The 25,967-nt window shown below is 42.0% G+C and carries 30 protein-coding genes and 1 riboswitch; of the genes, 18 read left to right on the plus strand and 12 right to left on the minus strand.

From position 1 onward, the window contains the following. Positions 1 to 12 precede the first annotated feature (12 nt). The 3 genes from EV579_RS10630 to EV579_RS10640 all read left to right on the plus strand — a co-directional run bounded on the left by EV579_RS10630 (position 13) and on the right by EV579_RS10640 (position 2,181). On the plus strand, positions 13 to 339 hold the full coding sequence (locus tag EV579_RS10630; RefSeq protein ID WP_133744405.1) for a PTS lactose/cellobiose transporter subunit IIA: 327 nt from the start codon (positions 13 to 15) through the stop codon (positions 337 to 339). After that, complete coding sequence (locus EV579_RS10635) at positions 336 to 1,664, plus strand: 6-phospho-beta-glucosidase (RefSeq protein ID WP_073207892.1); 1,329 nt, start codon at positions 336 to 338, stop codon at positions 1,662 to 1,664. Before EV579_RS10630 ends, EV579_RS10635 begins: the two co-directional genes overlap by 4 nt. 118 nt (positions 1,665 to 1,782) lie before the next feature. Then, positions 1,783 to 2,181 (plus strand): hypothetical protein, encoded by a 399-nt coding sequence (locus EV579_RS10640; protein WP_133744406.1) that lies wholly within the window; start codon positions 1,783 to 1,785, stop codon positions 2,179 to 2,181. A 308-nt stretch (positions 2,182 to 2,489) separates the two neighbouring features. Here EV579_RS10640 and EV579_RS10650 read toward each other — a convergent pair whose 3' ends face one another. Further along, complete coding sequence (locus tag EV579_RS10650; RefSeq protein ID WP_024426445.1) at positions 2,490 to 3,581, minus strand: branched-chain amino acid aminotransferase; 1,092 nt, start codon at positions 3,579 to 3,581, stop codon at positions 2,490 to 2,492. Positions 3,582 to 3,948: 367 nt separating this feature from the next. Here EV579_RS10650 and EV579_RS10655 point away from each other — a divergent pair, with 367 nt between their 5' ends. The 5 genes from EV579_RS10655 to ywaC all read left to right on the plus strand — a co-directional run bounded on the left by EV579_RS10655 (position 3,949) and on the right by ywaC (position 10,175). Next, positions 3,949 to 5,376, plus strand: coding sequence for a DUF1565 domain-containing protein (locus EV579_RS10655; protein WP_133744408.1), 1,428 nt, complete (start codon positions 3,949 to 3,951; stop codon positions 5,374 to 5,376). A 97-nt stretch (positions 5,377 to 5,473) separates the two neighbouring features. Beyond that, positions 5,474 to 5,583: riboswitch (SAM riboswitch) on the plus strand. A gap of 170 nt (positions 5,584 to 5,753) precedes the next feature. After that, entirely contained in the window at positions 5,754 to 6,872 is a 1,119-nt protein-coding gene (locus EV579_RS10660) for a sugar ABC transporter substrate-binding protein (protein ID WP_095409879.1), read from the plus strand. 69 nt (positions 6,873 to 6,941) lie between these two features. Continuing rightward, on the plus strand, positions 6,942 to 8,438 hold the full coding sequence (locus EV579_RS10665) for a sugar ABC transporter ATP-binding protein (protein WP_133744409.1): 1,497 nt from the start codon (positions 6,942 to 6,944) through the stop codon (positions 8,436 to 8,438). Next, a complete protein-coding gene (locus EV579_RS10670; protein ID WP_034621914.1) occupies positions 8,435 to 9,448 on the plus strand; it encodes an ABC transporter permease in 1,014 nt (337 codons plus the stop codon). Before EV579_RS10665 ends, EV579_RS10670 begins: the two co-directional genes overlap by 4 nt. A 94-nt stretch (positions 9,449 to 9,542) precedes the next feature. After that, positions 9,543 to 10,175, plus strand: coding sequence for a GTP pyrophosphokinase YwaC (gene ywaC, locus EV579_RS10675; protein ID WP_024423859.1), 633 nt, complete (start codon positions 9,543 to 9,545; stop codon positions 10,173 to 10,175). Between the two features lie 44 nt (positions 10,176 to 10,219). Here the strand turns inward: ywaC and EV579_RS18995 are convergent, their stop codons facing one another. Beyond that, entirely contained in the window at positions 10,220 to 10,360 is a 141-nt protein-coding gene (locus EV579_RS18995; RefSeq protein WP_162860197.1) for a hypothetical protein, read from the minus strand. Between the two features lie 19 nt (positions 10,361 to 10,379). Beyond that, entirely contained in the window at positions 10,380 to 11,465 is a 1,086-nt protein-coding gene (locus EV579_RS10680; RefSeq protein WP_024423858.1) for a Rap family tetratricopeptide repeat protein, read from the minus strand. Positions 11,466 to 11,984: 519 nt separating this feature from the next. Between EV579_RS10680 and EV579_RS10685 the strand changes: the two genes are divergently transcribed. The 3 genes from EV579_RS10685 to EV579_RS10695 all read left to right on the plus strand — a co-directional run bounded on the left by EV579_RS10685 (position 11,985) and on the right by EV579_RS10695 (position 14,189). Beyond that, positions 11,985 to 12,749, plus strand: coding sequence for a transporter substrate-binding domain-containing protein (locus tag EV579_RS10685; protein WP_024423857.1), 765 nt, complete (start codon positions 11,985 to 11,987; stop codon positions 12,747 to 12,749). A 70-nt stretch (positions 12,750 to 12,819) separates the two neighbouring features. Next, the gene (locus tag EV579_RS10690; protein WP_024423856.1) at positions 12,820 to 13,464 is read left to right on the plus strand and encodes an amino acid ABC transporter permease; all 645 of its coding nucleotides are present in this window, start codon (positions 12,820 to 12,822) and stop codon (positions 13,462 to 13,464) included. Further along, entirely contained in the window at positions 13,461 to 14,189 is a 729-nt protein-coding gene (locus tag EV579_RS10695) for an amino acid ABC transporter ATP-binding protein (protein WP_024423855.1), read from the plus strand. The genes EV579_RS10690 and EV579_RS10695 overlap by 4 nt, the downstream gene beginning before the upstream one ends. 87 nt (positions 14,190 to 14,276) lie before the next feature. Here EV579_RS10695 and EV579_RS10700 read toward each other — a convergent pair whose 3' ends face one another. Further along, positions 14,277 to 14,660: a VOC family protein gene (locus tag EV579_RS10700; RefSeq protein ID WP_024423854.1), complete on the minus strand. Its 384-nt coding sequence runs from the start codon at positions 14,658 to 14,660 to the stop codon at positions 14,277 to 14,279. Positions 14,661 to 14,778: 118 nt separating this feature from the next. Here EV579_RS10700 and EV579_RS10705 point away from each other — a divergent pair, with 118 nt between their 5' ends. Continuing rightward, the gene (locus tag EV579_RS10705) at positions 14,779 to 15,960 is read left to right on the plus strand and encodes a class I SAM-dependent rRNA methyltransferase (RefSeq protein ID WP_103131777.1); all 1,182 of its coding nucleotides are present in this window, start codon (positions 14,779 to 14,781) and stop codon (positions 15,958 to 15,960) included. 34 nt (positions 15,961 to 15,994) lie between these two features. Here the strand turns inward: EV579_RS10705 and EV579_RS10710 are convergent, their stop codons facing one another. Together EV579_RS10710 and EV579_RS10715 are read right to left on the minus strand one after the other, a co-directional pair. Beyond that, the gene (locus EV579_RS10710) at positions 15,995 to 16,675 is read right to left on the minus strand and encodes a CidB/LrgB family autolysis modulator (RefSeq protein WP_024423852.1); all 681 of its coding nucleotides are present in this window, start codon (positions 16,673 to 16,675) and stop codon (positions 15,995 to 15,997) included. Next, complete coding sequence (locus tag EV579_RS10715) at positions 16,669 to 17,052, minus strand: CidA/LrgA family holin-like protein (protein ID WP_024423851.1); 384 nt, start codon at positions 17,050 to 17,052, stop codon at positions 16,669 to 16,671. The genes EV579_RS10710 and EV579_RS10715 overlap by 7 nt, the downstream gene beginning before the upstream one ends. 165 nt (positions 17,053 to 17,217) lie before the next feature. Here EV579_RS10715 and cidR point away from each other — a divergent pair, with 165 nt between their 5' ends. From cidR to EV579_RS10735, 4 genes are all read left to right on the plus strand, one after another. Beyond that, complete coding sequence (gene cidR / locus EV579_RS10720; RefSeq protein WP_024426436.1) at positions 17,218 to 18,105, plus strand: cidABC operon transcriptional activator CidR; 888 nt, start codon at positions 17,218 to 17,220, stop codon at positions 18,103 to 18,105. Between the two features lie 17 nt (positions 18,106 to 18,122). After that, the gene (thiM, locus tag EV579_RS10725; protein WP_133744410.1) at positions 18,123 to 18,947 is read left to right on the plus strand and encodes a hydroxyethylthiazole kinase; all 825 of its coding nucleotides are present in this window, start codon (positions 18,123 to 18,125) and stop codon (positions 18,945 to 18,947) included. Next, positions 18,934 to 19,602 (plus strand): thiamine phosphate synthase, encoded by a 669-nt coding sequence (thiE, locus tag EV579_RS10730; protein WP_133744411.1) that lies wholly within the window; start codon positions 18,934 to 18,936, stop codon positions 19,600 to 19,602. Before thiM ends, thiE begins: the two co-directional genes overlap by 14 nt. Before the next feature lie 133 nt (positions 19,603 to 19,735). Then, the gene (locus tag EV579_RS10735) at positions 19,736 to 20,110 is read left to right on the plus strand and encodes a nuclear transport factor 2 family protein (RefSeq protein WP_133744412.1); all 375 of its coding nucleotides are present in this window, start codon (positions 19,736 to 19,738) and stop codon (positions 20,108 to 20,110) included. A gap of 27 nt (positions 20,111 to 20,137) precedes the next feature. On the opposite strand, the gene EV579_RS10740 is transcribed toward EV579_RS10735, so the two are convergent. The 5 genes from EV579_RS10740 to EV579_RS10760 all read right to left on the minus strand — a co-directional run bounded on the left by EV579_RS10740 (position 20,138) and on the right by EV579_RS10760 (position 23,890). Further along, a complete protein-coding gene (locus tag EV579_RS10740) occupies positions 20,138 to 21,679 on the minus strand; it encodes a solute symporter family protein (protein WP_133744413.1) in 1,542 nt (513 codons plus the stop codon). Beyond that, positions 21,676 to 21,990 (minus strand): DUF485 domain-containing protein, encoded by a 315-nt coding sequence (locus EV579_RS10745; RefSeq protein ID WP_024423845.1) that lies wholly within the window; start codon positions 21,988 to 21,990, stop codon positions 21,676 to 21,678. The genes EV579_RS10740 and EV579_RS10745 overlap by 4 nt, the downstream gene beginning before the upstream one ends. Before the next feature lie 107 nt (positions 21,991 to 22,097). Beyond that, on the minus strand, positions 22,098 to 22,766 hold the full coding sequence (locus tag EV579_RS10750) for a glycosyltransferase family protein (RefSeq protein ID WP_133744414.1): 669 nt from the start codon (positions 22,764 to 22,766) through the stop codon (positions 22,098 to 22,100). Then, a complete protein-coding gene (locus EV579_RS10755) occupies positions 22,759 to 23,448 on the minus strand; it encodes a class I SAM-dependent methyltransferase (protein ID WP_133744415.1) in 690 nt (229 codons plus the stop codon). The genes EV579_RS10750 and EV579_RS10755 overlap by 8 nt, the downstream gene beginning before the upstream one ends. Before the next feature lie 301 nt (positions 23,449 to 23,749). Beyond that, positions 23,750 to 23,890 carry an anti-repressor SinI family protein gene (locus EV579_RS10760; RefSeq protein ID WP_008345506.1) on the minus strand — a complete coding sequence of 47 codons (141 nt, stop codon included), beginning with the start codon at positions 23,888 to 23,890 and terminating at the stop codon, positions 23,750 to 23,752. A 456-nt stretch (positions 23,891 to 24,346) separates the two neighbouring features. On the opposite strand from EV579_RS10760, the gene EV579_RS10765 reads away from it, so the two are divergent. After that, positions 24,347 to 24,730 carry a GtrA family protein gene (locus EV579_RS10765; protein WP_012011676.1) on the plus strand — a complete coding sequence of 128 codons (384 nt, stop codon included), beginning with the start codon at positions 24,347 to 24,349 and terminating at the stop codon, positions 24,728 to 24,730. A gap of 27 nt (positions 24,731 to 24,757) precedes the next feature. Beyond that, complete coding sequence (locus tag EV579_RS10770; RefSeq protein WP_133744416.1) at positions 24,758 to 25,015, plus strand: hypothetical protein; 258 nt, start codon at positions 24,758 to 24,760, stop codon at positions 25,013 to 25,015. 34 nt (positions 25,016 to 25,049) lie between these two features. Here the strand turns inward: EV579_RS10770 and EV579_RS10775 are convergent, their stop codons facing one another. Then, positions 25,050 to 25,895: an AraC family transcriptional regulator gene (locus tag EV579_RS10775; RefSeq protein ID WP_024423841.1), complete on the minus strand. Its 846-nt coding sequence runs from the start codon at positions 25,893 to 25,895 to the stop codon at positions 25,050 to 25,052. Positions 25,896 to 25,967: the final 72 nt, after the last annotated feature.

Genomic DNA, 25,967 nt, shown 5'->3' on the forward strand with positions numbered 1-25,967 from the left:
GGGATGCGGCCGATGGAAATGGAACAAATTGTGTTTCAACTCATCCTGCACGGCGGAAATGGCAGAAGCTCCGCGATGGAGGCCATTACATGTGCAAAACAAGGAAAATTTGATGAGGCGAAGCAAAAATTGCAGGACGCACAAGACGCGTTAAATGAGGCGCATCACGCACAGACAGAGCTGATCCAAGGAGAAATCAGGGGCGAAAAGACGGATATTAGCCTCTTAATGATTCATGCGCAGGATCATCTCATGAACGCAATGACCGTCAAGGAGCTCGCAGCAGAAATCATCGAACTCCATGAAAAAATGAAGCAACTCGGAGGTGTCAATTCATGAAAGAAGGAATCAAAATTGTCACAATAGGCGGTGGATCGAGCTATACGCCTGAGCTCGTCGAAGGGTTTATTAAACGATATCATGAATTACCTGTAAAGGAATTATGGCTTGTGGATATTAAAGCGGGTCAGGAAAAGTTAAACATCGTGGGCGCTCTGGCGAAACGTATGGTTGAAAAAGCGGGTCTGCCGATTGAGGTACATCTGACTCTTGACCGCCGGGAAGCCTTGAAGGACGCAGATTTTGTGACGACACAATTTCGTGTAGGACTGCTGGAAGCACGGGCAAAGGATGAGAGAATACCGCTTAAATACGGCGTCATCGGTCAGGAAACGAACGGACCAGGCGGTTTATTTAAAGGCCTTCGGACCATCCCAGTCATTCTAGACATTGTGAAGGATATGGAAGAGCTTTGCCCAGACGCATGGCTTGTGAACTTTACAAATCCAGCCGGCATGGTCACAGAAGCTGTTTTACGCTACACGAATCTAAAAAAAGTGGTCGGTCTATGCAATGTGCCGATTGGGATCAAAATGGGGATTGCCAAAGCGCTTGATGTAGACGTTGAACGCATCGAGGTACAGTTTGCCGGTCTCAATCACATGGTCTATGGATTAGACGTATATTTAGACGGGGTCAGTATTATGGATCAAGTGCTTGATGAATTAGGAAATCCAAACAGCCAGTGGTCCATGAAAAACATTGAAGCGAAAAACTGGGAGCCTTCTTTTGTGAAAGGATTAGGGGTCATCCCATGTCCGTATCACCGCTATTACTATAAAACGAAGGATATGCTGGAAGAAGAGCAAAAGGCGGCTCAAGAAAAAGGAACACGAGCAGAGGTTGTACAGCAGGTCGAGCAGGAATTATTTGAGCTCTATAAAGATCCTGATTTATCGATTAAACCACCGCAGCTCGAAAAAAGAGGCGGGGCCTATTACAGCGATGCGGCCTGTAATTTAATCAGCTCCATCTATAATGATAAGCACGACATCCAGCCAGTCAATACAGTGAACAGAGGGGCAATTGCCAGCATTCCGGCTGAATCAGCAGTCGAAGTAAACTGTATCATTACGAAGGATGGACCAAAACCAATCGCAATAGGTGATCTGCCTGTAGCTGTAAGAGGACTCGTTCAACAAATCAAATCATTCGAGCGTGTGGCAGCAGAAGCGGCTGTGACAGGAGATTACGAGACAGCTCTTGTGGCGATGACCATCAACCCGCTCGTCCCATCTGACGACATTGCAAAGCAAATTTTAGACGAAATGCTCGAAGCCCATCGTGAGCATTTACCGCAATTCTTCAAATCAGTCAATGCTTAACATATAATGGCCCCTTCATGGGGTCATTTTTTATGATTGCCCCATATGGAAACTGAAGAAAGAAGTGTATGATTAGAAAAAACAGCATGTATGGCTTCAAAGAAAGGACTGTTGGAATATGGTTGCAATTGGTTTAATGTTTTACGGGTTTGTCGTACAGCCTGTCATAAGTTATGGTACAGTAATCTTGTTTTTGTATGGTCTTATTGCTTCATTTGTTGGCCTCATTCGGCATAAGGAATATGTGTGGATCTATGTTCTCCGCCTGCTCGTTTGTTTTACCATTCCGGTGACCAATCTGTTGATGTATTTTGCAACGATTGGAGGAGATGCAAGAAAATTTGATTTCCAGCCAATGCCGCTTGTTTATTATCTTGTCTTTATCCTAGAAATCATGATCATCTTTTTGCCAGAGATCTTTTTACTGATCGAAAAAAAACGGAGCATCAAAAGGAAACAGTGGATATACACAGGGGCGATTGTTGGGGTGTCGGTCTTGTTTTGGTGCACGATTTGATGGGAAGCAGACGGGTCAACTAAGTCTATTTCGCCTTTTTTTCTGTAACTTTTTTCGTCTGACCTTCACAAAAGTAATGGAAAGAGCAAGGATAGAAATCCCAAGCGCCTTAAATAGAAACCGAGTGAGGAACGGTGAATTGTCGAAACCAGTGGCGACGATCATCGATCCGATGCAGATTCCAAAGAACGCTAGTAGATAAGTAAAAAACATACCATCACTCCTTAATTTATTACCATTATAAGGTATGTTAGAGAGGTAAATAAACAAAAAAGAACCCTTCATGATTGAAAGGTTCTTTTATATGCTTATGCTTGCTTGACGACTGAGTCAACTTCAACTGTCCAGCCGAAGATATCTGGCTGTGTCCCTTTTTGGATGCCGGTAATGGCTTCATACAATTTCTTGGATACCTCGCCTGTTTGACCATTTTGGATCACATATGGCTGATCATGATAAATTAATTCCCCGACAGGAGAGATCACCGCCGCCGTTCCAGTCCCGAAAATTTCTTCAAGCTCGCCAGATTGATGTGCTTCAATTAACTCGTCAATTGAAATTTTGCGCTCTGTTACTGGAATTCCCCAATGCTTTAACAGCTCAAGTACAGAGTTACGTGTGATGCCTTCTAAAATGCTGCCGTTCAATTCAGGCGTCACGATTTCTCCATTGATTTTAAAGAAGATATTCATGCTGCCGACTTCTTCAATGTATTTTTTCTCGACCCCATCAAGCCAAAGAACTTGTGAAAATCCTTTCGTTTCAGCAACCTGCTGTGCTTTAAGGCTTGAGGCATAGTTTCCAGCTGTTTTGGCATTTCCTGTTCCACCCTTAACGGCACGGACAAACTCATTTTCAACGGCAATTTTGACCGGATGAATGCCTTCTTTATAGTATGATCCCACTGGAGATAAGATAATGAGCAGCTTATACGTGCTAGACGGTGCAACGCCTAAATATGGCTCAGTGGAAATAATGAATGGACGAATATACAAGGAAGTGCCCTCTGCATCAGGTACCCAATCCTTATCAATACGAATGAGTTCATTTAAGCCCTCTAATACTGTTTCTGTATCAATTTGCGGAATACACAGGCGGTCATTGGATCTATTTAAGCGTTCCATGTTTTTTTCCGGACGGAATAAGAGAATTTTTTGATCCTCAGAAACATAAGCCTTCAAGCCTTCAAAAACAGATTGACCATAATGGTAGACCATCGAAGCTGGGTCCATTGGAATGGCCTGATAAGGGATAATTCTTGGATCGTACCAGCCTTTATCAACTGAATAATCCATCACAAACATGTGATCTGTGAAGATTTTTCCGAATTCAAGTTGATCAGATTGAGGTTTTGGTTTTTTTGTTGAACTAAGTTCAACGCGGATGGGTTGTTTTGGCATTGTAAATCTCCTTGCTGTTTGATTATTTGAAAATTCTAATAATATGAAATAATTATGATTCTATTCTATACCTTCACAAAATATTAGCAATAGGTTTTCTGTAATTCAGACAAGAAAAATCTGTTAAAGCGCTTTCCTTCTCTCTGCTGTCAGTTTGGCTCATGTCACCCCTTTTTAAAAAAGAAATAAAATCCAAATGCATTATTAACTGATTAATCTGACAATTTAAAAACGAATGGTTTTCCTGTAAGATATTCTTTCAACCATACACCTTTTGACTAGTACATTGCAAGGGACATCGTCATATTTTAATCCTCTTTTTTTTAACCGATAAAGGAAGAAGAGAAGAGAAAGGAGCAATAACAAGATGAAAAGAGCGATACCAGGTATTTTCCTCATTTTATTCATGACCGTGATCAGCTTTGGCTGTCAGGCGATGACAGATGAGGCTGGCGCTAAGCAAAGCACAGCCTATTACGTAGCGGTAAACGGAAACGACAAAAACCCGGGCACAAAGCAAAAACCTTTCCGCACGTTGAAAAAAGCAGCAAGTATGGCGAAGGCTGGGGCAACCATTTACATGAGAGGCGGTACATACAAAGAAAAATTGATTGTCCGCCATTCAGGAACAAAGAAAGCACCCGTTGTCTTTCAAGCTTACGGAAAAGAAAAACCTGTAATTAGCGGGGCTTCCCTTAAAGGAAATCAAGCCGATGGAGGACTTGTCACGATCGATCAAAAAAGCTACATCACCCTCAAAGGCCTGACTGTAGGACATCTTAAGACGAATCAAGAAGATTTGACACCAGTTGGTATTTTCATCAAAGGAAGCGGTAAAGGCGTCAAACTGCTTAATAACCGAGTGTATGACATTCAGACGAAACATAAAAATGGAAATGCACATGGAATTGCTGTCTATGGGACAAAAGCTCCTGCAGCGATTGAAGACATTGAAATCAAAGGAAATACCGTTGAACAATTAAAGCTTGGCTTCAGTGAAGCGCTTGTGCTAAATGGAAACGTCAAAAAGTTCCGTGTGACACATAACACGGTTCGGCACACTGATAATATTGGCATTGATTTAATTGGTTTTGAGAACGTAGCACCCTCCAAAAAGTATGATCAAGTGAGAAATGGGGTCGTCTCTAGAAACAAAGTATATGAGATTACGAGCGCAGGAAACCCAGCCTATGGCAGCGACATCTCCGCTGGCGGAATTTATGTTGATGGCGGAAAAGACATTGTGATCGATCATAACATCTCACATCACAATGATCTGGGGATTGAAGTCACAAGCGAACATAAAGGAAAAATGGCAGACCGCATCCGCATCGAACACAATCAAGTATATTTAAACCGTTATACAGGCATTTCTATTGGCGGCTATGATAAGAAGCGGGGCGGTACAACCAATACGACGATTTCACATAATATTTTGTACAAAAATGACACAGCCGGCTTAGAAGGCGGTCAATTGCTGATGCAGTATCAAGCAGTGAACAATCGAATCACGAATAATATCATGTCAGCTAGTGCCTCGCATTACTTGGTCGTGAATCTTTATCAAGTGAACCAAAAGAATACCTTCCAGAAGAACGTTTATGATGACCGCAAAGGTGCGAAAGCATCACAGTGGATTTGGCGCGGGAAATGGATGGAAGGCTACAAAACGTATCTCTCTAAAAGCGGTCAAGATAAAGAATCAGCACATCTCAACCCACAATTTGTGAATGAGAAAAAATATGATTTCCGTCTAAAGAAATCATCACCTGCGAAGAAAATCATCGGAAGCTGATGATATTTTAGAAATTTTCAAAAAAGTCATTGACATTGATGTGACATCACATTAAAGTAAAGAAGACATTTCAACGAAAACAAATTTCATAACGGATCTCTTATCAAGAGAGGCAGAGGGACTGGCCCTATGACGCCCAGCAACCGTTTCTATTTTAGAAATTGGTGCTAATTCCTGCAAAGCTGTTACAGCTTTGACAGATAAGAGAGGAAGAATTCCCGATACATGTTTCATGCAACGGTGATCAAGCCTCTCTTTCCAAGAGAGGCTTTTTTTCGTCTCTTTTTCGAATCAAATGCCTGTTTTACAGGCGTATTTCCACTTTTTTACCTAGTTTTCCGATGTGAAAAATAGAAATAACTTGAGGAGGAACAGCAATGAAGCGTAAGCATTTTACATCATTTCTTGTTTTATTAACGGCATTGACCGTCCTGTTAACAGGCTGCGGCACCGGATCAAGTGCAGGCTCAAAGGCAAATACGAACGAAAAGGTTTCCTTTGACAATGTACCGAAGCGATTTGCAAAGGGTCAGGGAGCAAAAATTAAAGTTATCCGCAAAATTGGAGGAGACGATCATACGGCTCAATTTTTAGCTGGAACGAAGGCGGAAGGTGAAGCACTCGGCTTTACGGTAGATGTCTACACCGCAAATGGAGATACAGCGAAGTTCCATGATGCCATCTCTCAGGCGCTTGAAGAAAATTATGATGGCTTTATCATCTCTCACGGGGACGACGATGCGACAGTCGCTGATGTGAAAAAGATCACTGCGAAAGGCATTCCGGTTGTAGCATTTGATTCGAATCCTAAGCTGAAGGACATCAAAGGGGTGACAGTGACATCTCAAGATGACGAACAATTAGCAAAAAAATCATTAGATGCGCTCGTGTCTGATTTTAAAGGAAAAGCAAATATTGCGTACCTCTGGGTAGATGGATTCCCGCCAATGGTGAGACGAAATAAGGTCTATCAAGAAACGCTTAAACAACATTCAGGGATCAAGGAGCTTGACCGCTTTGGAATTGCCTCCTCTGATACGTCTGTTCAAACGCAAAATGCAGTAGCAGCCATGCTGAATAAGTATCCAAAGGGCAAGCTGGACGCTATTTTTGCCACATGGGATGCCTTTGCCATTGGGGCAGCAAGAGCGTTAAAGGAAGCAGGAAGAACAGAAGTGAAGATTTATGGGATTGATGTGTCAAATGCGGATCTTCAAGAAATGACGGCGAAGGACAGTCCGTGGAAGTACACAGCAGCGGTTGATCCGAAGCTCATCGGTGCAGTCGACGTGAGGATTCTTGCGAAGAAAATAGCTGGTGAGAAAACACCATCTTCCTATGACCTTGAAGCCTCTCTCATCTCGCAAAAGCAGCTTCAGCAAGCAGGAAAAGCCATTAACATGGTCAATCTTGCAGACGAAGTGAAGGGATTCGGTTCATCGACTGCTTTTGAGGAAGATTGGATGAAGACCTTGAAGAAGCATTATACAAAATAAGCGACGTGCACTCTCTTTTCATAGAGGGTGTTTCGTTTTTCAGATGATATCAAGAGAAGGAGGACACCTATGACAGCGCCGCTTGTTCGTATGAAAAATATTTCAATTGAATTCCCAGGGGTCAAAGCGTTAGATCAAGTGAATTTCACATTAAAAAAAGGGACGGTCCATGCACTGATTGGAGCAAATGGTGCTGGGAAGTCAACGTTAATGAAGATTCTTTCTGGCGCTCATTCCCACTTCGACGGGACCATCCACATCAATGGCCAGGCGGCATCTATTCAAACCCCAAAGGATGCATCCTCATATGGTGTGCAGACGGTCCACCAAGAAGTGGATACGGCGCTTGTTCCCTACTTAAGTGTTGGTGAGAATATGATGATGCATGAGATTGAGAAAAAAACATTTGTCAGCTGGAAAGAGCTGCATCGCAAGGCGGCTCAGCTATTAAAAGAAATGGACATCGACATTTCCACAAAACGACTTGTCAGCGATCTGACCCTTGCCGAAAAACAGATGGTGCTCATTGCCAAGGCCGTTTCCATTAAATGCAGCATTTTAATCTTAGATGAACCAACGGCTCCGCTTAGTCATGCAGAAACAAGCAAATTATTCTCAATGATTGATCGGTTGAAACAGAATGGGACGGGGATCGTGTTTATTTCTCACCGCATGCCTGAAATTTTCACCATCTGTGATGAACTGACTGTGATGCGAAATGGAACGGATGTCGCAGCTCACCTTGTCAAAGACATAAATCCGCAGCAGGTCATTGAAGAAATGCTAGGTGCACCATTAGAGGAGCAGTTCCCGTCTCGCAGGCCACTGAAAGATGCACCAATTGTGCTTGAAGTGAAAGAGCTAAACGATCAACATAAATTAAACAACATTCACTTTTATGTCAAAAAAGGAGAAATTCTCGGGATCGCAGGACTTGTCGGTGCTGGAAAAACAGAATTATGCAAAGCCCTTTTCGGTGCCTCAGAAAAAAAGACGGGGACCGTTCAGCTTCATGGTCAAACCATTCGCATCACATCGCCTCATCAAGCGGTGAGGGCTGGAATGGCTCTTGTGCCGGAAGAGCGGAGAAAAGAAGGGATTCTGACCGAAGAGAGCGTGGGGTGGAACTTAACGGCTGCAAGTCTTCACTCATTTTCACGGATATTCAGCTTCTTACATCGTTCGAAGGAAAAGCGGGAAGCAGGCGACATCGTCAAACGGCTTGGTGTCAAAACGCCGTCTCTTGAAGCAAAGGTGAAGCATCTATCTGGTGGAAATCAGCAGAAGGTTGCTATCGGAAAATGGCTGCTGGCTGAGGCAGATGTGTATCTCTTTGACGAACCAACCAAAGGTGTAGACGTTGGAGCGAAAAAAGATATTTTCACTTTGATTGCAGAGCTTGCCGCCCGCGGAAAATCTGTCATTTATGCGTCGAGTGAGCTGTCAGAGATTGCAGGTATCGCTGACCGAGTATACGTGCTATATGATGGCAGCATTGCCCGGGAAATGACCGCACCGACGACTGAAGAGGAGCTTTTATATCATTCAACAGGAGGACAATCATGAGCGAACAACAAATTCCGGCCCCTGTGCAGCAAATCAAAAAACAGCGGCCATCCTTTCATCTGTTTGATTTCTTTTATCGATATGGCACAATCTTAACTATTGTCGTGTTGATTGTGGTATTTGCGGCATCGAATCCAGCGTTTTTGCAATCAGGAAATATCATCAATATTCTACGATCTATTTCGATAGTTACCATCATTGCGGTGGGCTTAACTATCTCATTGGCAGTAAACGGCTTTGATTTATCAGTTGGATCAGTCGCTACGCTATCAAATGCGATTGTCATTTCTATGTTCGTATGGTTCTCGCAAAACCCACTAATTGCAATCCTCTCTGCACTAGCGGCATCTATCATTGTTGGTTTGCTAAATGCATGGATGATCGTCAAAATGAAAATACCAGATATGCTCATGACATTAGCCATGATGTTTATCATTCAAGGGCTGGCTCAAACGTATACGAAAGGGGCGACTATTTCTGAAAATATGGTGCTTCCCGATGGCACGTTCTCAACGGGAACGATTCCAGCCTTTTTCAGCAAAATTGGACAGGTGCCATATATCATTCTGATTATGGCTGCCATTGTACTATTTGCGCATGTTTTCATGTCCTACACAAAGCACGGCCGATTCATGTACATCATCGGTGGGAATAAGGAAGCGGCTCGATTGTCTGGCATACATGTGAACAAATACAAAATTGCGGCCTATCTGCTATCCGCTTTATTTGCAGCGATCGGCGGTATCGTACTGGCTTCAAGGGTCATGACAGCAGAAATTAATGCGGGTGCACCATATTTAATGGATGGAGTAGCGGCTGCTTTTATCGGTTTTTCCGTCATGGGAGCAGGTAAGCCAAACGCATTTGGCACTTTTATCGGGGCTGTACTCATCGGTATTTTACAAAATGGGCTTGTGATGATGTCTGTCCCTTATTATGCAATGGATATTGTGAAAGGCTCTGTGCTGGCCCTTGCACTGGCGCTGACATATTACAAACAACGAGGCTAACTGCGTATTTTTTAAAACCATTCGAGTTCTCTCTCCGTCTAGTAAACGGAAAGCGGTGCAGCTGCCGTTTCCAAAAGGAGATGACAAAAAGAAAATGAATATGTCAGCAACTCATGTAGAAGATTTGAAAAATGTCATGGAAGACTGGAAAAATGAACTATTAGTATATAAATTTGCGTTAGATGAAATGGATACAAAGTTTTCAATTATCAGCCAGGAGTATAATTTAATCCATGGACACAACCCAATAGAGCATACAAAATCACGAATTAAATCCTTTGAAAGCATAGTGAATAAACTAGCAAGAAAAGGATGCGACATCACGACACAATGTGCGAAGGAGCATATCCATGATATCGCAGGTGTCCGCATCATCTGTTCTTTTATTCAAGATATCTATAACATTATGGATGTATTGAGGCAAAGAGAGGATTTAAAGATCCTTGAAGTGAAGGATTATATTCAATATCCGAAACCAAATGGCTACAGAAGCCTTCATTTAATTGTTGAGATACCAGTCTACTTAACAAATCGTGTGGAGCATGTGAAGGTTGAGATTCAGGTGCGGACCATTGCGATGGATTTTTGGGCGAGTCTAGAGCATAAAATCTATTATAAACTGCAAAACGATGTTCCTCATCAGCTGACTGATGAACTGAAGGAAGCCGCAGATATTGCCCATTACTTAGATGAAAAAATGCAGAATATTAAACGAGAAATTGATTAGCACATCAAAAAGCAGCTGTTTTGATCACAGCTGCTTTTTTCATATTAAGGGTTGGTTCCACGGTCTCTCTTTTGAATAATATCTTGAGATTGTGCTGATTGACTGTCTTTTTGAATGGAAGTACCAACAGAAACACCTGTTATCAAGAGGGTTAAAATCGCACTTGTGATGAGCCATTTCTTCATCATACATCACTCCATTTTCTTAACAAGTTTTCAAGGACAACGCCTTGTTTCTAAAATAAGAAGATTCTTCATGAAGCCCAAGATCCGTTAAGTAAGCTGCTGCATCCTGACAAATAGCTTCAAGGTCAACAAGGAAATTCATTGATTCTAATTGATCGCAATAAGCCTTGATTTGCTCAATCATGTTGTCTGGCTGAATCATAAGTGTTTCTAAAATGGATAATTTAAGTGAAATGTTTCGTTGTTTTAAATTTTCTGCTTTTTGAAGTGAAAGCTGTACATAATAGTGGAACAAACCTGGCTTTTTCAGCTTAAATAGTGCTTTTGTGTAGGCGTACATGGCAAGTAAATAGCCGCCTGGAGAAGAAGTTTCGAATGATTCTATCATTAAAGCCTTTTCTAGGAGTGGCACAGCTTCACTGTATTCATTTCTTAGACTTTTAATAAAGGCTGCATTGCAATAGGCATGTCCAAGTAAATCTGGATCATCCATCTCTTCTAGTGAATGAATGACTTCTTCGAACAGCGATTCTGCCTCATCATATTTCGACTGATCCGCATAATTCAAAGCAAGCATCATTTGACAGCTGATTGATTTTTTCACATAACATGGATCTGCGTCGTAAATAGATGAAGCCATCTTTAAGTGGTGGATGGAGAGAAGCGTGGACCTAATATTATAGTAAAGGCACCCTGTTTTATAATGAAATTCGGCTTTTTCAATGTCATCGTGCACGAGATCTAATTTATCCTCGGCCAATTTTAAATGGTGAAATGCCGTATCCTGATTGCCTCTGCGCATTTCATACATCCCTTTAAAGAAATAGAAATAATAGCTGAGCATATCATCCGTACGGATGGCATTTTCATCAACAAAAAGACTATGATCTAACGAAGCTGTATCTTCTATTAGATCTTTAAAACGGTACTCTAGCAGTTGATAGTAAAGTAAGACGTCCTGATTTTCTTCCATTCGATCAAACGCTTGAAGAATGTCTTCTTTTAACTGGATAGCACCTTGTATCTCTCTTTTTTTCATCATGACATACCAATCATTGAGCATATTCGCTACATCAACGGACGACAAAACACCTGCTTCTGCCAATTCATATCCTCCTTTCTTCATCTATCAGTCACCGTTCTTCTGAATCCACTTCCCATATTCCAGTATCTTCTTATATTTTAAGCTCTCTCGTGCAGTTTGTAAAACATGTTTTTTGATGTAAATTCAACCAGTAGTGAAAGAAATAGGGAGCCAGTGCTCTTTTTGTATACGCTTACATATTTTTAGGTAAAAAGAGGGTTTTGAAAAAAATATATTACAATATCAATAAAGAGAGGAAGCAAGTATTTGAGTTTGCCTTCGTATGCAAGGGAGAAACATCATTTATCAAGGCACTGCCTCGTTTTTTGTGAGATTATCTTACATCATAATTGTGAATGACTCTTCTTTTAGAATAAAATGAGTTATTCTCAAAAAAGTAAAATTTAAAGAGACTATTGATCTAGAATTGTATGGATCTTTGGTATTGATAAAAAATATCACACACTATAGCTTTAGCGTGGTATAGTATTATTGTTATTGCGAATATTTAGACAAAACTGACAATGGGGGTCGTGTTTTATGAAGAAATCGATGTTATTGATCATGGGACTAATTGTTGTGCTTGTCATGGCAGCCTGTGGATCAAAATCGGACAGTGGTTCGGGAGAAGGCAAAGGCACATATAAAATTGGGATAGATACAACTTATCCGCCATTTGAATTTGAAAAGGGCGGTAAATATGAAGGGATAGACGTTGATTTAATTAATGCAATCGCGAAAGACCAAGGTTTCAAAGTGAAGCTTGAAGCGATGGACTTCTCAGGCATCATTCCAGCGATGCAGGCAGGACAGCTTGATGTTGGAATGGGCGGAATGAGTATTACAGATGAGCGTAAGAAGAAAGTAGATTTTTCAGATCCTTACTTCGACGCTGGACTGACAGTTGTTGTGAAAAAGGACAGCAGCATCAAATCTATTAATGATTTAAAGGGGAAAAAGCTAGCTGTTAAAAACGGGACGACTGGTGCAAAATTCGCATCTGATAACGCTGATAAATATGGGTATGAAGTCGTTCAATTTAATGACAGCCCATCTATGTTCCAGGAAGTATCAAACGGAAATGCAGATGCCTTAATTGAGGATTATCCTGTCATTACGTATGCGATCGCACAACAAGATTTAAAATTGAAAACAGTTGGAGACCGCTTGAATGGAGACCAGTATGGTATCTCTGTCATGAAGGGGAAAAACCAAGACCTATTGAAGAAGATCAATAAAGGCCTTGAGAACCTAAAGAAAAACGGTGAATATGACAAAATTATTGATAAATATTTGAAGTCATAACACAAGCGAGGCGCGCTCCGAGCGCGCTTTCTTTATGTGTCAGCCGTATGTGAATTAGGGAGGGAGAAACATGGATACTATTATTAATGCATTTCCGTATTTAATGGATGGTTTGCAAACCACTTTATATATCTTTGTTGTTGCCATCATTTTAGGGTTTATCATCGGGTTAATTGTGGCATTATTCCGTCTGTCACCATTTAAAATCTTAAATTTCATCGCACTCGTTTTTGTGAATGCCATTCGAGGTACACCATTTATCGTACAGCTATTCTTCATTTATTTTGGTTTAAATACACTTGAATTCATTTCGCTGGATCGAGTGCCTGCAGGAATTATTACAGTAGCGATTAATGCAGGGGCTTATTTCTCAGAAATTATTCGTGCAGGGATTCAGTCTATTGATAAAGGACAAACAGAAGCTGCGCGCTCTTTAGGCTTTACAGGGGGGCAAAACATGCGCTTTATCGTCCTTCCGCAGGCATTCCGCCGCATGCTCCCAGCGATTACAAACCAGGCCATCATCAGCTTGAAGGATACATCTCTCTTATCTATTATCGGGATTGCCGATATTATGCAGCGAGGCCAAGTTCAAGCATCGGCTACATTTGATCCTTTGAATGTCTGGCTTATTGTCGGTGTCATTTATTTCGTGATCATTTATTTACTTTCTCTACTGGCTAGCTACGCAGAAAGGAGATTTGATATCAAATGAGTATGATTACGGTGAAAAACTTAAAGAAATCCTTTGGCGATCACGAAGTGTTAAAGGATATTAATGCAGTCATCGAGGAAAAGGAAGTAGTGTGTGTCATTGGTCCTTCTGGATCAGGGAAAAGCACGTTTCTAAGATGCCTCAATAAATTAGAAGATATCACGGCTGGAGAAGTCGTTGTCCACGGACACACGATTACAGACCCAAAGGTGAATATCAATAAAGTACGACAAGAAGTAGGCATGGTGTTTCAGCACTTTAATTTATTCCCTCATAAAACCGTTTTAGAAAATATCACGATTGCACCGATCAAGGTAAAAGGCATCGAGAAGAAGGCAGCAGTCGAAAAAGCGTTAGACTTGCTTGAAAAAGTCGGCTTAAAAGACAAAGCTCAAAGCTTTCCTAACCAATTATCTGGTGGACAAAAACAGCGTGTCGCCATTGCAAGAGCCTTGGCAATGGACCCGAAAGTACTATTATTCGATGAGCCAACATCGGCTCTTGATCCTGAGGTTGTGGGGGATGTATTAGCTGTAATGAAACAATTAGCTGTCGAAGGCATGACAATGATTGTGGTCACACATGAAATGGGCTTTGCAAGAGAAGTAGGAGATCGTGTCATCTTTATGGATGGCGGATATATTGTCGAGGAAGACAAACCAGAAGCTCTCTTTGGAAACCCGCAGCATGAGCGTACAAAATCATTTCTTAGTAAGGTGTTATAAAAAAGAGTAAGGGCATGTATATGCTCTTACTCTTTTCTTTATGAATAAGTGGAAGATAGATTTAGCGGCCCCATTTCCTAGGAAATATTAGCGCTGGAAGAATTCGATCCATTCTTGGTCTGGGCCTCTGAAAAAGAAGTAGCAATATCCATTTGGTAATGTCGTGATTTCTTCATCAATTAATTCAATTTGCAGCTTTTGAATACGATTGAATTCAGCATGAATATTGTCTGTTGTGAAAGCGAGATGATGGACCTTCCCTTCAGATGGCAGGTCACTGCTGTAGCCTTGGATGAGTTCAATTTCCGTTTCGGTTTCATCTTTAAAACCGAGAAAGGCAAGCTCAATCACTCCATTTGTATGAGTGATGCGGTCCTTTAATTTCATGCCCACCACTTTTTCATAAAAATCAATCGACTGATCGATATTCGAAACCATAATACCTGTATGATCTAAGCGTAATGTCGTCAAACGAAGTGCCTCCTCTATGTCATGTTGATATTTTTCTCCTCATCTTATCATAATAGAAGTAACGTATACATTCATATGGTAGGATAGAGAGAGTCAATTTAGGATAAGGATGACACAAATGAAAAAAATCTCATTAAAACAAACATTTGCGGAACAAGTGAAAAAAGGATATCCGCTCATTTCCAAAGATGCAGTATCGCATGTGAACGGTGTACGGGAAGGCGAGCTCATTGAATGGGTAGATGAGCGGGGCGCTTTTTTAGGAAAAGGGTATTATGGTGTACAAAATAAAGGAATCGGCTGGGTACTAACCTTTGATGCGAACGAAAAAATAGATCAAGCTTTCTTTGTCTCTAGGCTTGAGCAGGCGGCGAAAAGCAGAACGCATTTATTTCGTGATGCACAGACGACTGCTTTCCGCGTCTTCAACGGAGAGGGTGATGGAATTGGCGGCGTTACGATTGATCATTATGACGGATTCTATCTCATCCAATGGTATAGCGAAGGAGTCTATACATTAAAGGAAGATGTATTGGCTGCACTTGAGCACGTATATCCAGACTATAAAGGCATTTATGAAAAGAAACGATTTGATACGTCTGGACAGTATATAGAAGATGATGATTTTGTGAAGGGAGAGAAAGGTGAATTTCCTCTCATCGTGAAAGAAAACGGCATGAACGTGGCGGTTTACTTAAATGATGGCGCGATGACGGGTATTTTCCTTGATCAGCGTCATGTGAGAAAAGCGATCCGAGAGCGATATGCAAAAGGAAAGACTGTGCTCAATACGTTTTCTTACACAGGTGCTTTCTCAGTGGCAGCTGCGCTTGGCGGAGCGAGCCGTACGACAAGTGTGGATGTTGCAAACCGCAGCTTGAAAAAAACATCTGAGCAGTTTGAAGTCAATGGTATTGATGTGGACGGGCAGGATATCAAAGTCATGGATGTCTTTAAATATTTTCCGTTTGCAGCGAAAAAAGGCTGGACCTATGATCTCGTCATCTTAGACCCGCCTTCCTTTGCACGAACGAAAAAGCACACATTCAGTGCGGCGAAGGATTATAAGAAGCTATTAAAAGAAGCCATCCAAATTACAGCTGAGAACGGCGTCATTGTGGCATCAACGAATAGCAGTGCATTTGGCATGAAGAAATTTAAAGGGTTTATTGCACAGGCTTTTAAAGAATCAGGGCAAACCTATCGGATACTTGAAGAATATACACTTCCTGAGGATTTCCGTACAACGAAGAATTATCCCGAAGGAAACTATTTAAAGGTTGTCTTCATACAAGCATAAGAAAAAGCCATTTCCGATAAGGAATGGCTTTTTTCTATAAGGCAAACGACATAAGGATAGGTGCTGCACATAATGTAATAATGGCTGAAATAATCATCGATACACTTGAGATCGTCCCTGAGACGGAGCTCATTTCAAAGGCCTTCGATGTTCCTGCACCGTGTGCACCTGTTCCAAGCAGGACGCCCATGGCAATGTCATTATCGATGCGGAAGTAACGGATCACCATTGGACCGATAATCGATCCAAACAGTGCGGTTAAAATGACAAACACGGCCGTAACGGACGGCATGCCGCCGATCATTTCTGACACACTCATTGCTACAGGTGTTGTAACCGATCTTGGGACAAGGCTCTCAATAAGGCCTGTATCCAGATGAAACAACTTGGCGATAAATGCCGTTGATAAGATTGCAATAACAGAGCCGCAAGCCACATTCAAAATAATTTCTACTGCATGCTTCTTCAGGATATGAAAATACTTATATAAAGGAATGGCAAAAGCAACAGTCGCAGGCTGCAGCATATTTGTGAGCCATTTCCCGCCTTGATTATAAGCATCGTAAGGAATGTTGACGATTAACAGCAAGACGACAAGGACAAGCGGAGTCACAAGTAATGGGGAGACATAGACCTTCGGATGCCGTTTGTACACTGCTTTTGATCCGAGATATAAAAGAACTGTTAAAATCAGAAATAGTCCGCCAACTAACATAGTTTTTTCCGCTCCTTTCGTTTCGCAATCATTTGCGTCATGATACCAGTTGAGAGCATGACCACAAACGTACTAATTAAGACGACAAGGACAATACTTGTGCCAGATTGAGAAAGCAGTTTTCCATAATCAATGACACCAACTGCTGATGGAATAAAGAAAAGCAGCAGTTCTCCGAGCAGCCATACGGCGCCAAGTTCTATCCATTTTAATTGAATGATCTTAAAATGAAGTAATAAGAAAATGACAAGAATGCCTAAGATCGTGCCCGGAATTCTTAAATGCAAAAAGGCCGCCAGCACATTCATGAATTTCGCAAAAATAAACAAGGCCATAATCTGAAGGGCAGCAATCAGCGGCGTTTTGAGCAATTTCACTTTCTGTTCACTCCTTTTTCTATATAAATTGTTCAGTGTTTCACAAAAACATGACAACGTTCCAATTGATGAGCTTACTTTAAAGTGTACAGCACGTTTAGTTATAGGTAAAATACATATATCGAATAGTAATTATTCCTTTTGTCTATAGGAAGGATGAAGCATGTGGACATCAGACATTTAACATATTTCTTAGAAGTGGCAAGGTTAAAGAGCTTCACGAAAGCATCGCAGTCCCTTTACGTATCGCAGCCGACCATTTCCAAGATGGTCAAAAACCTGGAGGATGAGCTGGGGGTGCAGTTATTTTACCGTAATGGCCGGCAGGTTGAAATGACAGATGCTGGCCAAACCATGTATACACAGGCGAGTGAAATCGCACAGTCATTTCAGAATTTAACGAATGAATTAAATGATTTAATGAATGTGAAAAAAGGGCATATTCGAATCGGACTGCCGCCGATGATTGGGTCAAGTTTCTTCCCGAATGTCATGGGGGAATTCCGCCAGCAATATCCAGATGTCACATTTCAATTGGTTGAGCACGGCTCCATTAAAGTAGAGGAAGGGGTCGAGGATGGGTCGCTTGATATTGGTGTCATTGTTCTGCCTGCAAATGATAAAATTTTTCATACGTACACCATTATTAAAGAGAACATGAAGCTCGTGACGCATCCATCCCATCCGATGGCTGGTCGTGAGGAGGTACATTTAGCTGATTTAAGGGAAGAGTCTTTTATTTTCTTTAGAGAAGATTTTGTTCTGCACAGCCGGATTTTGAATGAATGTATGAATGCGGGATTCCGGCCAAATGTCATTTATGAAACGTCTCAGTGGGATTTCATTAGTGAAATGGTAGCTGAAAACTTAGGGATTGGACTTCTGCCAGAACGAATCTGCCGTGATCTTGATCCTGAAAAGGTAAAGGTCATTTCCCTAAACCCGTCGATCCCGTGGCATTTAGGTGTCATTTGGCGTAAAGACCGCTATTTGTCGTTTGCGGCAAGAGAATGGTTAAAGCATACGAAATCCTATGTGTGGGATGCAGAGTAAAAGGGAGGACGATACGGATGAAAACAAGCTGCGCGTCTCATTTATTGGAGAAGGTTCGAGAAAAAAATCCACTCGTTCATAATATCACCAATCAAGTCGTGACGAATTTTACAGCGAATGGACTGCTTGCTTTAGGTGCTTCGCCAGTCATGGCAAACGCCAAAGAAGAAGTGGCTGAAATGGCGCAATTAGCGGATGCACTTGTGCTTAATATTGGCACACTGACTAGAGAGACGGTGGAAGCTATGATACTCGCTGGACAAGCCGCCAATGAAAAAGGTATACCGGTTTTGTTAGATCCTGTCGGCGTCGGTGCGACAACGTTTCGAGCGAATGCCGCTAAACAGCTGATAGAGAAAGTGAAAATGACCGTTGTCAGAGGAAATGCTGCTGAAGTGGCTCATTTACTTGGAGTGGATGGCTGGGAGTCAAAAGGCGTTGATGCGAAAGCGGCGAATGGAGATGTATCGGCATTAGCCAAACAAGCGTCCATTGCACTTCAGACAATAGTGGTAATCACAGGGAAAGTCGATGTGGTGTCAGATGGAGATGAGGTGCTGTCCATTCATAATGGACATGAATGGCTCACCAAGGTGACGGGAACCGGCTGTTTGCTGACGTCTGTCATCGGGGCATTTTGTGCAGCAGGTGAACAGCCGCTTCATGCGTCGGCCGCTGCATTGCTGTTTTATGGTGTCGCCGCTGAAAGGGCAGCTCTGAGCGCAAAGGATAAAGGACCGGGAACCTTTCAAATGGAATTGTTAAACGCGCTATCACACACAACCGGCGAAGATGTGCTGACACTAGGGAAAATAGGGGGAGTTTCACATGACAAAGGCTGATCAACAGCTAATCAAACAGCAATTATCGGTTTATTTTATTATGGGAACAGCGAATACAAGCAGACTGCCGATTGATGTTGTGAAAGAGGCCATTCAAGGCGGAATCACCATGTTTCAATTTCGTGAAAAGGGTGAAAAAGCTTTGCAAGGTGAAGAGAAAAAACAATTGGCTCGTCAAATTCAAGCGCTTTGCCAAGAAGCAAATGTTCCTTTTATTGTGAATGATGATGTACAACTAGCGATTGATCTTGATGCAGATGGCGTTCATGTTGGACAGGAAGACACAAATGCAAAAGACGTCAGAAAAAGGATCGGGAATAAAATATTAGGCGTGTCGACGCATAACCTAAATGAAGTGAAACAAGCCATGAAGGACGGAGCAGATTATGTCGGGATGGGCCCAGTCTATCCAACGGAAACGAAAAAGGATACACGCAGTGTCCAGGGGGTGTCTTTGATCACTGAAGTCCGGCGTCATGCCCTTCAAATTCCGATTGTAGGTATCGGAGGGATCACATACGAAAACGCTGCACCAGTGATACAAGCTGGGGCAGACGGTATAAGCATCATTAGTGCTATTAGCCAGAGCGCCGATCCAAAAAAAGCAGCAGAAGAGCTGAAATCACTTGTTGAAACAGAAAAAGCATCTCTTTAATCTGAAGGAGACATGGATTGAATCAATTCATGTCTTTTCTTATGCCGGGGAAAATAGACAGGAGAGAAACAATTGTGTACAATTATATAGTTCGATTATTTTCGAAATGACAGGTAAATAAAGGAGAATACACATGGAAGTGCTCGATACGTATTTTCGTCGATACGATGAAGCGGGAAAAAATCAGGAGCAAATGGATGAGTTGCTGGCATTGTTTTCTGACGATGTCATGATTGTCTTAAATGGCGCCCAAAAGCCTGGTATCCAAGCATTCACACAGTTTTTGAACACATTTTTCCACGTACATGATGACATTAAGCATATGTGGGATGGGTGGATGAAAAGAGAAGACGGAAAGTATGAAACAAACTGGGCTGTTTGCGGAAAGCTTTCGGATGGCCGTGTCTATACAGCAGAAGGAATTGATATCGCAGAGCTGGACGACCATGGGAAGATCGTTTATTTAGAAAACGTTCCGAAAAACCCAGAGTTATTCCAGCGCTATTAAAAAGCCGGCTGAGCAGCCGGCTTTTTCTTATGAATCAGTATCCATATGCATGCCTGTATGTGCCTTTACTTGAATTTCCGTAAAGGTGTCTTCATCTGCTTTTTCAGAAGAGAATATCGTGCCTAAGTAGGCGGCAAGGAATCCGAGTGGAATCGAGATAATCCCAGGGTTCGACAGCGGGATGAGCGGTTCTCCTGTGAAGATGGCTGCTCCTGACGGGTCCCAGACGCTTGGGCTGAGCGAGACAATGATCAGTGCGCTCAGAAGGCCTGTTAAGCTTCCTGCGATGGCACCCGTAGAGTTAAATCGTTTCCAAAAAACAGTGAAGATAATCAAAGGTAAGTTCGCACTTGCCGCCACTGCGAAGGCAAGAGACACAAGAAAAGCGACGTTTAAGGACTGGGCAAATAATGCAAGAATGATAGAGAGGATCGCCACGCCGATTGAAGCAAAGCGCGCCGCCTTCACTTGCTCCCGCTCACTCGCTTTTCCTTTGCGGATAATCTGACTATAAAAGTCATGGGCAAAAGCAGATGCGGCGGATAAAACAAGCCCAGTCACCACTGCCAATATGGTTGCAAAGGCGATAGCGGAAACAAAGGCAAATAATAAATCTCCTCCAAGGGCTTGTGCCAGAAGAGGTGCGGCCATATTGCCTGCTGCATCTGCTGTCGTGATCGCTTCTGTTCCAACAAAGGCAGCAGCGCCAAAGCCAAGGAAAACCGTCATTAAATAAAAGATCCCGATGATCCAAGTAGCAGAAAGAACCGATTTTCGCGCAGAAATCGCATCCTTTACTGTATAAAAACGGATCAAAATATGTGGCAAACCGGCTGTCCCAAGCACTAAGGCGAGGTTAAGAGACAAGGTTTCTAAAGGCACATCATATTTATTTCCCGGGTGAAGAAACGATTCACCGAGCGGGGTTGCAGTTTTCATCTGTTCAAACATCTTCAGCAGACTAAAATCAAACTTTGCAAACACAAGCAGAGAAATAATGAGCGTCCCAAGCATGAGAAGCACAGCCTTTGTGATCTGTACCCAGCTGGTCGCAATCATGCCGCCAAACACGACATAAATGGTCATCAGGACACCCACGATCAGCACCGCGATCCAGTAATCAATGCCAAGAAGCAGCTTGATTAATGCACCTGCTCCAACGAGCTGTGCAATCATATAAAAAGTGGAAACTGTAATGGTATTAAAGGCGGCAACCCCTCGAATAGCAGGGCGCTTAAATCGTGCAGCGATCATATCGGCCATCGTATATTTCCCCAGATTTCGAAGCGGTTCAGCCACAACGTAAAGAACGACAAGATACGCTACTAGAAAACCAATGCTATAGAAAAAGCCGTCAAATCCGTTTAACGCGATCATTCCAGCAATCCCTAAAAATGATGCAGCAGACATATAGTCTCCAGCAATGGCAAGGCCGTTTTGAAACCCAGTCAGACCTCCGCCTGCTGTGTAAAAATCACTCGCATTGCTTGTTTTTTTCGCAGCAAAATATGTGATGACCAATGTGAGCCCTACGATCGCTACGAACAAAATAAAAGCGGTCATGCTCATTCGTCATCACCTCTTGATTCAGTTTTTAAAGCGCTTACATAATTGTCGAACTTAGCTGCTTTTTTCGCATAAAGTCCACATAAAACCCAGGTCATGACAAATTGTGTGAGGGCGAATAACCAAGCCCATGAGATCGCGCCAATTGCCGGCGTGTTCAAAAAGGTGAAGTAGGATGTAGCAACCGGAAGTGAAAAGTAAAAGAGAAAAAAGAAAATCGTCATCGGTACGATAAATCTGCGTTTTTCCTCAAGAAGTTTTCGAAAATCCTCTGAAGCGGCAACCTTCTTATAATGAACTTTTTTGTCTGCCATTGTTTCCTCCTTTGTACGAATTAGGGACAAGGTACTCCAATGCATATGAGACGATCTGGCTGTTTATGACAGTATATCATAAAAAAGGCACCCGAAAAGGGTGCTTTCTATCGATAATTTGCAAGAAATGTTTGTCTCGCTTTTTCATATGTTTCTGCGTCAAAATGATCTCCGCATTTATGAATACACCAAGGCTCTTCTTGTTTTGCAATCCCAACTTCATAGCCCTTCTCAGTGAATTCAAAGGACTGCGAGACATCATAAAAATGAAAGCCGTCAAAGAGGTCCTCACGCCACCTCACATCATATTGTGTTGCCATGAATAGACCATCAATGGCCGCAGCTTTGATATAATCTTGCGCTTCGGGCTGCTGACGGTCTCTTTCAAACGAAAGCAGCTGATAGGTGTCGTGACGATATTCAATGACTTTTCCCCTGCAATCAGAACTCTCCCACCAAATTCCATTGTCAGGCACGTTTTCTGCTCCAATCACGCCAACCATGCCAAGTGATGGATTTTGTAAAAAAAGCGGGATGAGTTCAAGCAGCATATGCTGTTTGACAATCAAGGTATCCTGATGAAGATAAATTTTAAACTGAGCTGGATGAGTGATGGCTTCATTGTATGCAGAGGTCATACTTGATGCATGTCTGATTGGTAAGACCTCCACATGGTATCCATGAGGAGCTGGAAGTGAAGCGAGCTGCCGGAAGCAAGCTTGAAACATCGATTCATCATTCACACATAAAACAAACAGAATCGTCGGATTACTCATGAAATGGAACCGCCTCGACCACATATTGATAGGCTGTAGCAGACTCGTGAAAATCAGAACGAATGCCGTGTTTCATGAGTAATTCATGTAGATCATTCAACACGTTTGCATAGGAAGGATGCTGTACGCGAATGGCCTCGAATTCGCGAATGCGAAAACCCGCTGAATGAAAGAGTGCATGTATTTCGTGAAGGGTGAAGAAACGTAAATGTGTTTGATCCATTAACCCTGCATCTGTATAAGTAAATCTGCCGGCTAGTAATTCTAAAACCGTTGAAATGTGGCCGATATTTGGAATAGATGCCAGGATGGCACCCTCTTTTTTAAGGAAGGGTTTCACCTTTTTTAAAACGGCCCAAGGGTCCAATAAATGCTCGAGGACGTCTCCGAAAATAATGCAGTCAAATTGTTCATGTTGATAAGGGAGAGCCATCTGTTCAATATTTCCGCAGAGAACATGATCCAGCTCTTGCTTAGCCTCTTTTGCTGCATCTTCAAATGACTCAATGCCATAAATGGTCCGGCCCTTTTGTTTCAGGACTTTTCCAAGCTTGCCTGTGCCGCATCCGATATCCAATAAAGACGTCCATTCCGCGCGAATACGGCTGACGATGACCGGGTTTACCCCATGATAATACTGATCCTTTTTTTGGTGATAATATGAAAGGGAATCTGAACTCACGCTCTACCCACCTTTCTGCTTTCTCGTTGTTTTCATGCTTAATATATGGGTGAGCAGCTTGATTTTATAACGAGAGAAGGACAATTTTCATGAATGGCGGCTAAAAAGGGATCATATAAAGAACAGGAAATGGACTGTCCTCCTAATATAGAAAGACAGAACCCCATTGAGTGAAGGGATTGGTATGGAGAGGTGTTCAATTATTGTAGCGTATCGTCATGAAAGGATTTTCAAAAGGTCAATTGACAGGTCAGAACTTATAGCCAAAGCAGTCTGAAAGACAAAGGATAACGGCGTTGATTTACGGTTTGTTTATCATCTTCTGATCACCGTTGGATGTTAAAAAAGCTTGTATTTCTTCGATGCCGAGTCCAATTTTTTTCGCTTCCTGAATCAAATAAACCCACTCTTCGTCAACTCTTCTTTTCACTTGCGTATCCATAATATCCTCCAGTTCAATAAGACATATTCACTGCAACCAATGACTTGAACAAACCGTCTAGTAACTGTACGTGTGGTTGAAAACAGCGCAAAATAAATTTTTGTCGAAAAATGATGACATTTAACCTATTTTGTAAAATCTATCACCTACCACATCCCTAAAAAAATGACTAAAAAACCCATAAATATTGAAATCTTACTTCTAATAATAAACAATTGTAAAGTCAGTTGAAAGATTATAAATTAAAATAATGATAAAGACCTAAAACATTTGACTCATATAAACCAATTGCTTTGACATTTGCCATCGAGTAGAACAAATTTCATCTTTGCAGGACATACATATTGTTCGTTTGGGAAGTTCTTCTCAAGATGGTATTCTAAAAGAAACAGAAACCACCAAGAAGGAATGAAGAAAGACATGTATAGCCTTTTTCAAAAGTATCAAGAAGTTGTCATGTATCTTGTGATGGGTGTGTGTACAACCATTGTCAATATCGTCAGCTTCTATTTATTCGTTGAGATGTTTTCCATGGATTACAAAACAGCTACGGTTGTTTCATGGGTATTTGCTGTTCTCTTTGCTTATATCACCAATAAGAAGTATGTCTTCAAGCAAAAGGCTCGTGACACAAAAAGCCTCATGCGTGAGCTTTCTTCATTTTTTAGTGTCCGTCTCATGTCTCTAGGTGTAGATCTGGGGCTGATGATTTTATTTGTGAGCCAAATGGCGCTCAATGAAACCGTCGCAAAAATTCTCGTCAACTTTGTGATTGTGGTGGTCAATTATGTCGCCAGTAAGTGGTTCGTCTTCAAGAAAACAAAAGAAGATGCGATTTAACACATAAAAAAAGATAGGTGATGTGAAATGAGCAGCAGGCCAGACGACTTATATGATGCCATATATCAACAAACAGAAAAGCAGCATGAACAAGTGCTGAGGCTAGTCAAAGAAATGACCGCACATCCAGAAGCGTTTTCGGAACAAGAAAAGGAAAAGATCAACCGAATGGACATTGCGCTTCAAACGGCAATGGACATTTTAGAAAATTTAATGACCCCTGATACGCAAATGACCATTGTTTTAAGACAAGGGAGAATTCATGTTGACCTGTCAAAAGCGTAAAAGAAGCAGCCAATGATGCAGCGGCTGCTTTTTATTATGCATCGCTTGTTTCCCGCAGTTGCTTTGGAGACATGCCGATTTTCTTTCGAAAGACTTTATTCAAGTAATTCGCATTTCGGTAGCCGCACTGTATGGCGATTTCTTCAATCGAGTATTTCGTTGTTTTTAGTAATGTTTCCGCCTTTTCTAACCGGATATTGGTTAAGTAGTGAATAGGTGTGAAGCCAGTGGCCTTTTTGAATTCTCTCGTAAAATGACTTTTGGATAAACGTGCCGCAGCTGCCATATCGTCTGGGCCAATTTCCTCGTGAAAATGATGGCTGGCAAACAAGGCCGCTTGGACGATGGGCTCAGGCCATTTCTCCATTTGTCCCTCAAGCTTTGGCAAATATGAATACAGTTCCATGACAAATTGATAAGCAAGGCTAGACCCCTCAAATGGATTGGTAATCCGTCTTTCACTGGCTTCATCATAAATTTTCTTCAGCAGGCGGATTGGTTTGGAATGAGGATGAAAACGCATGACCTGCTTTCCTTGATCTATAAATTGGTCAAAGCAAAGATCACAGGCTTCCCCATAAAGCGTCAAATAGAGAAATTCCCAATGCTCACTGTCCTCTGGAAAATAATATTGATAGGCACTAGGGCTTTTCACAAGAAAGGCCTGCCCCGGCAAGACTTTAAACCGCTTCTGTCCGATTTCAATCATGCCGTGTCCAGACAGTGTGAGCTGAAAGATGCACTTGCCCTGATCCTTCCGCTCCACGCCATTCCAGCTGTATAACGAAGATGATTGAACCTCCCAGCCAACAGACCATATTTGTGCCGGCAATGTAACATCAGAATGGTGAAAACGAAATGCAAATGCTTCCTTCTTCAAATTGGAAAACCTCCTTCACAGCAAAAAACAACCTTTTTCTTTTTTGAATCATGGTACACCTCATATCACATC

The sequence above is a fragment of the Bacillus sp. BK450 genome (genome assembly GCF_004364885.1).
GTDB lineage: Bacteria > Bacillota > Bacilli > Bacillales > Bacillaceae > Bacillus > Bacillus safensis.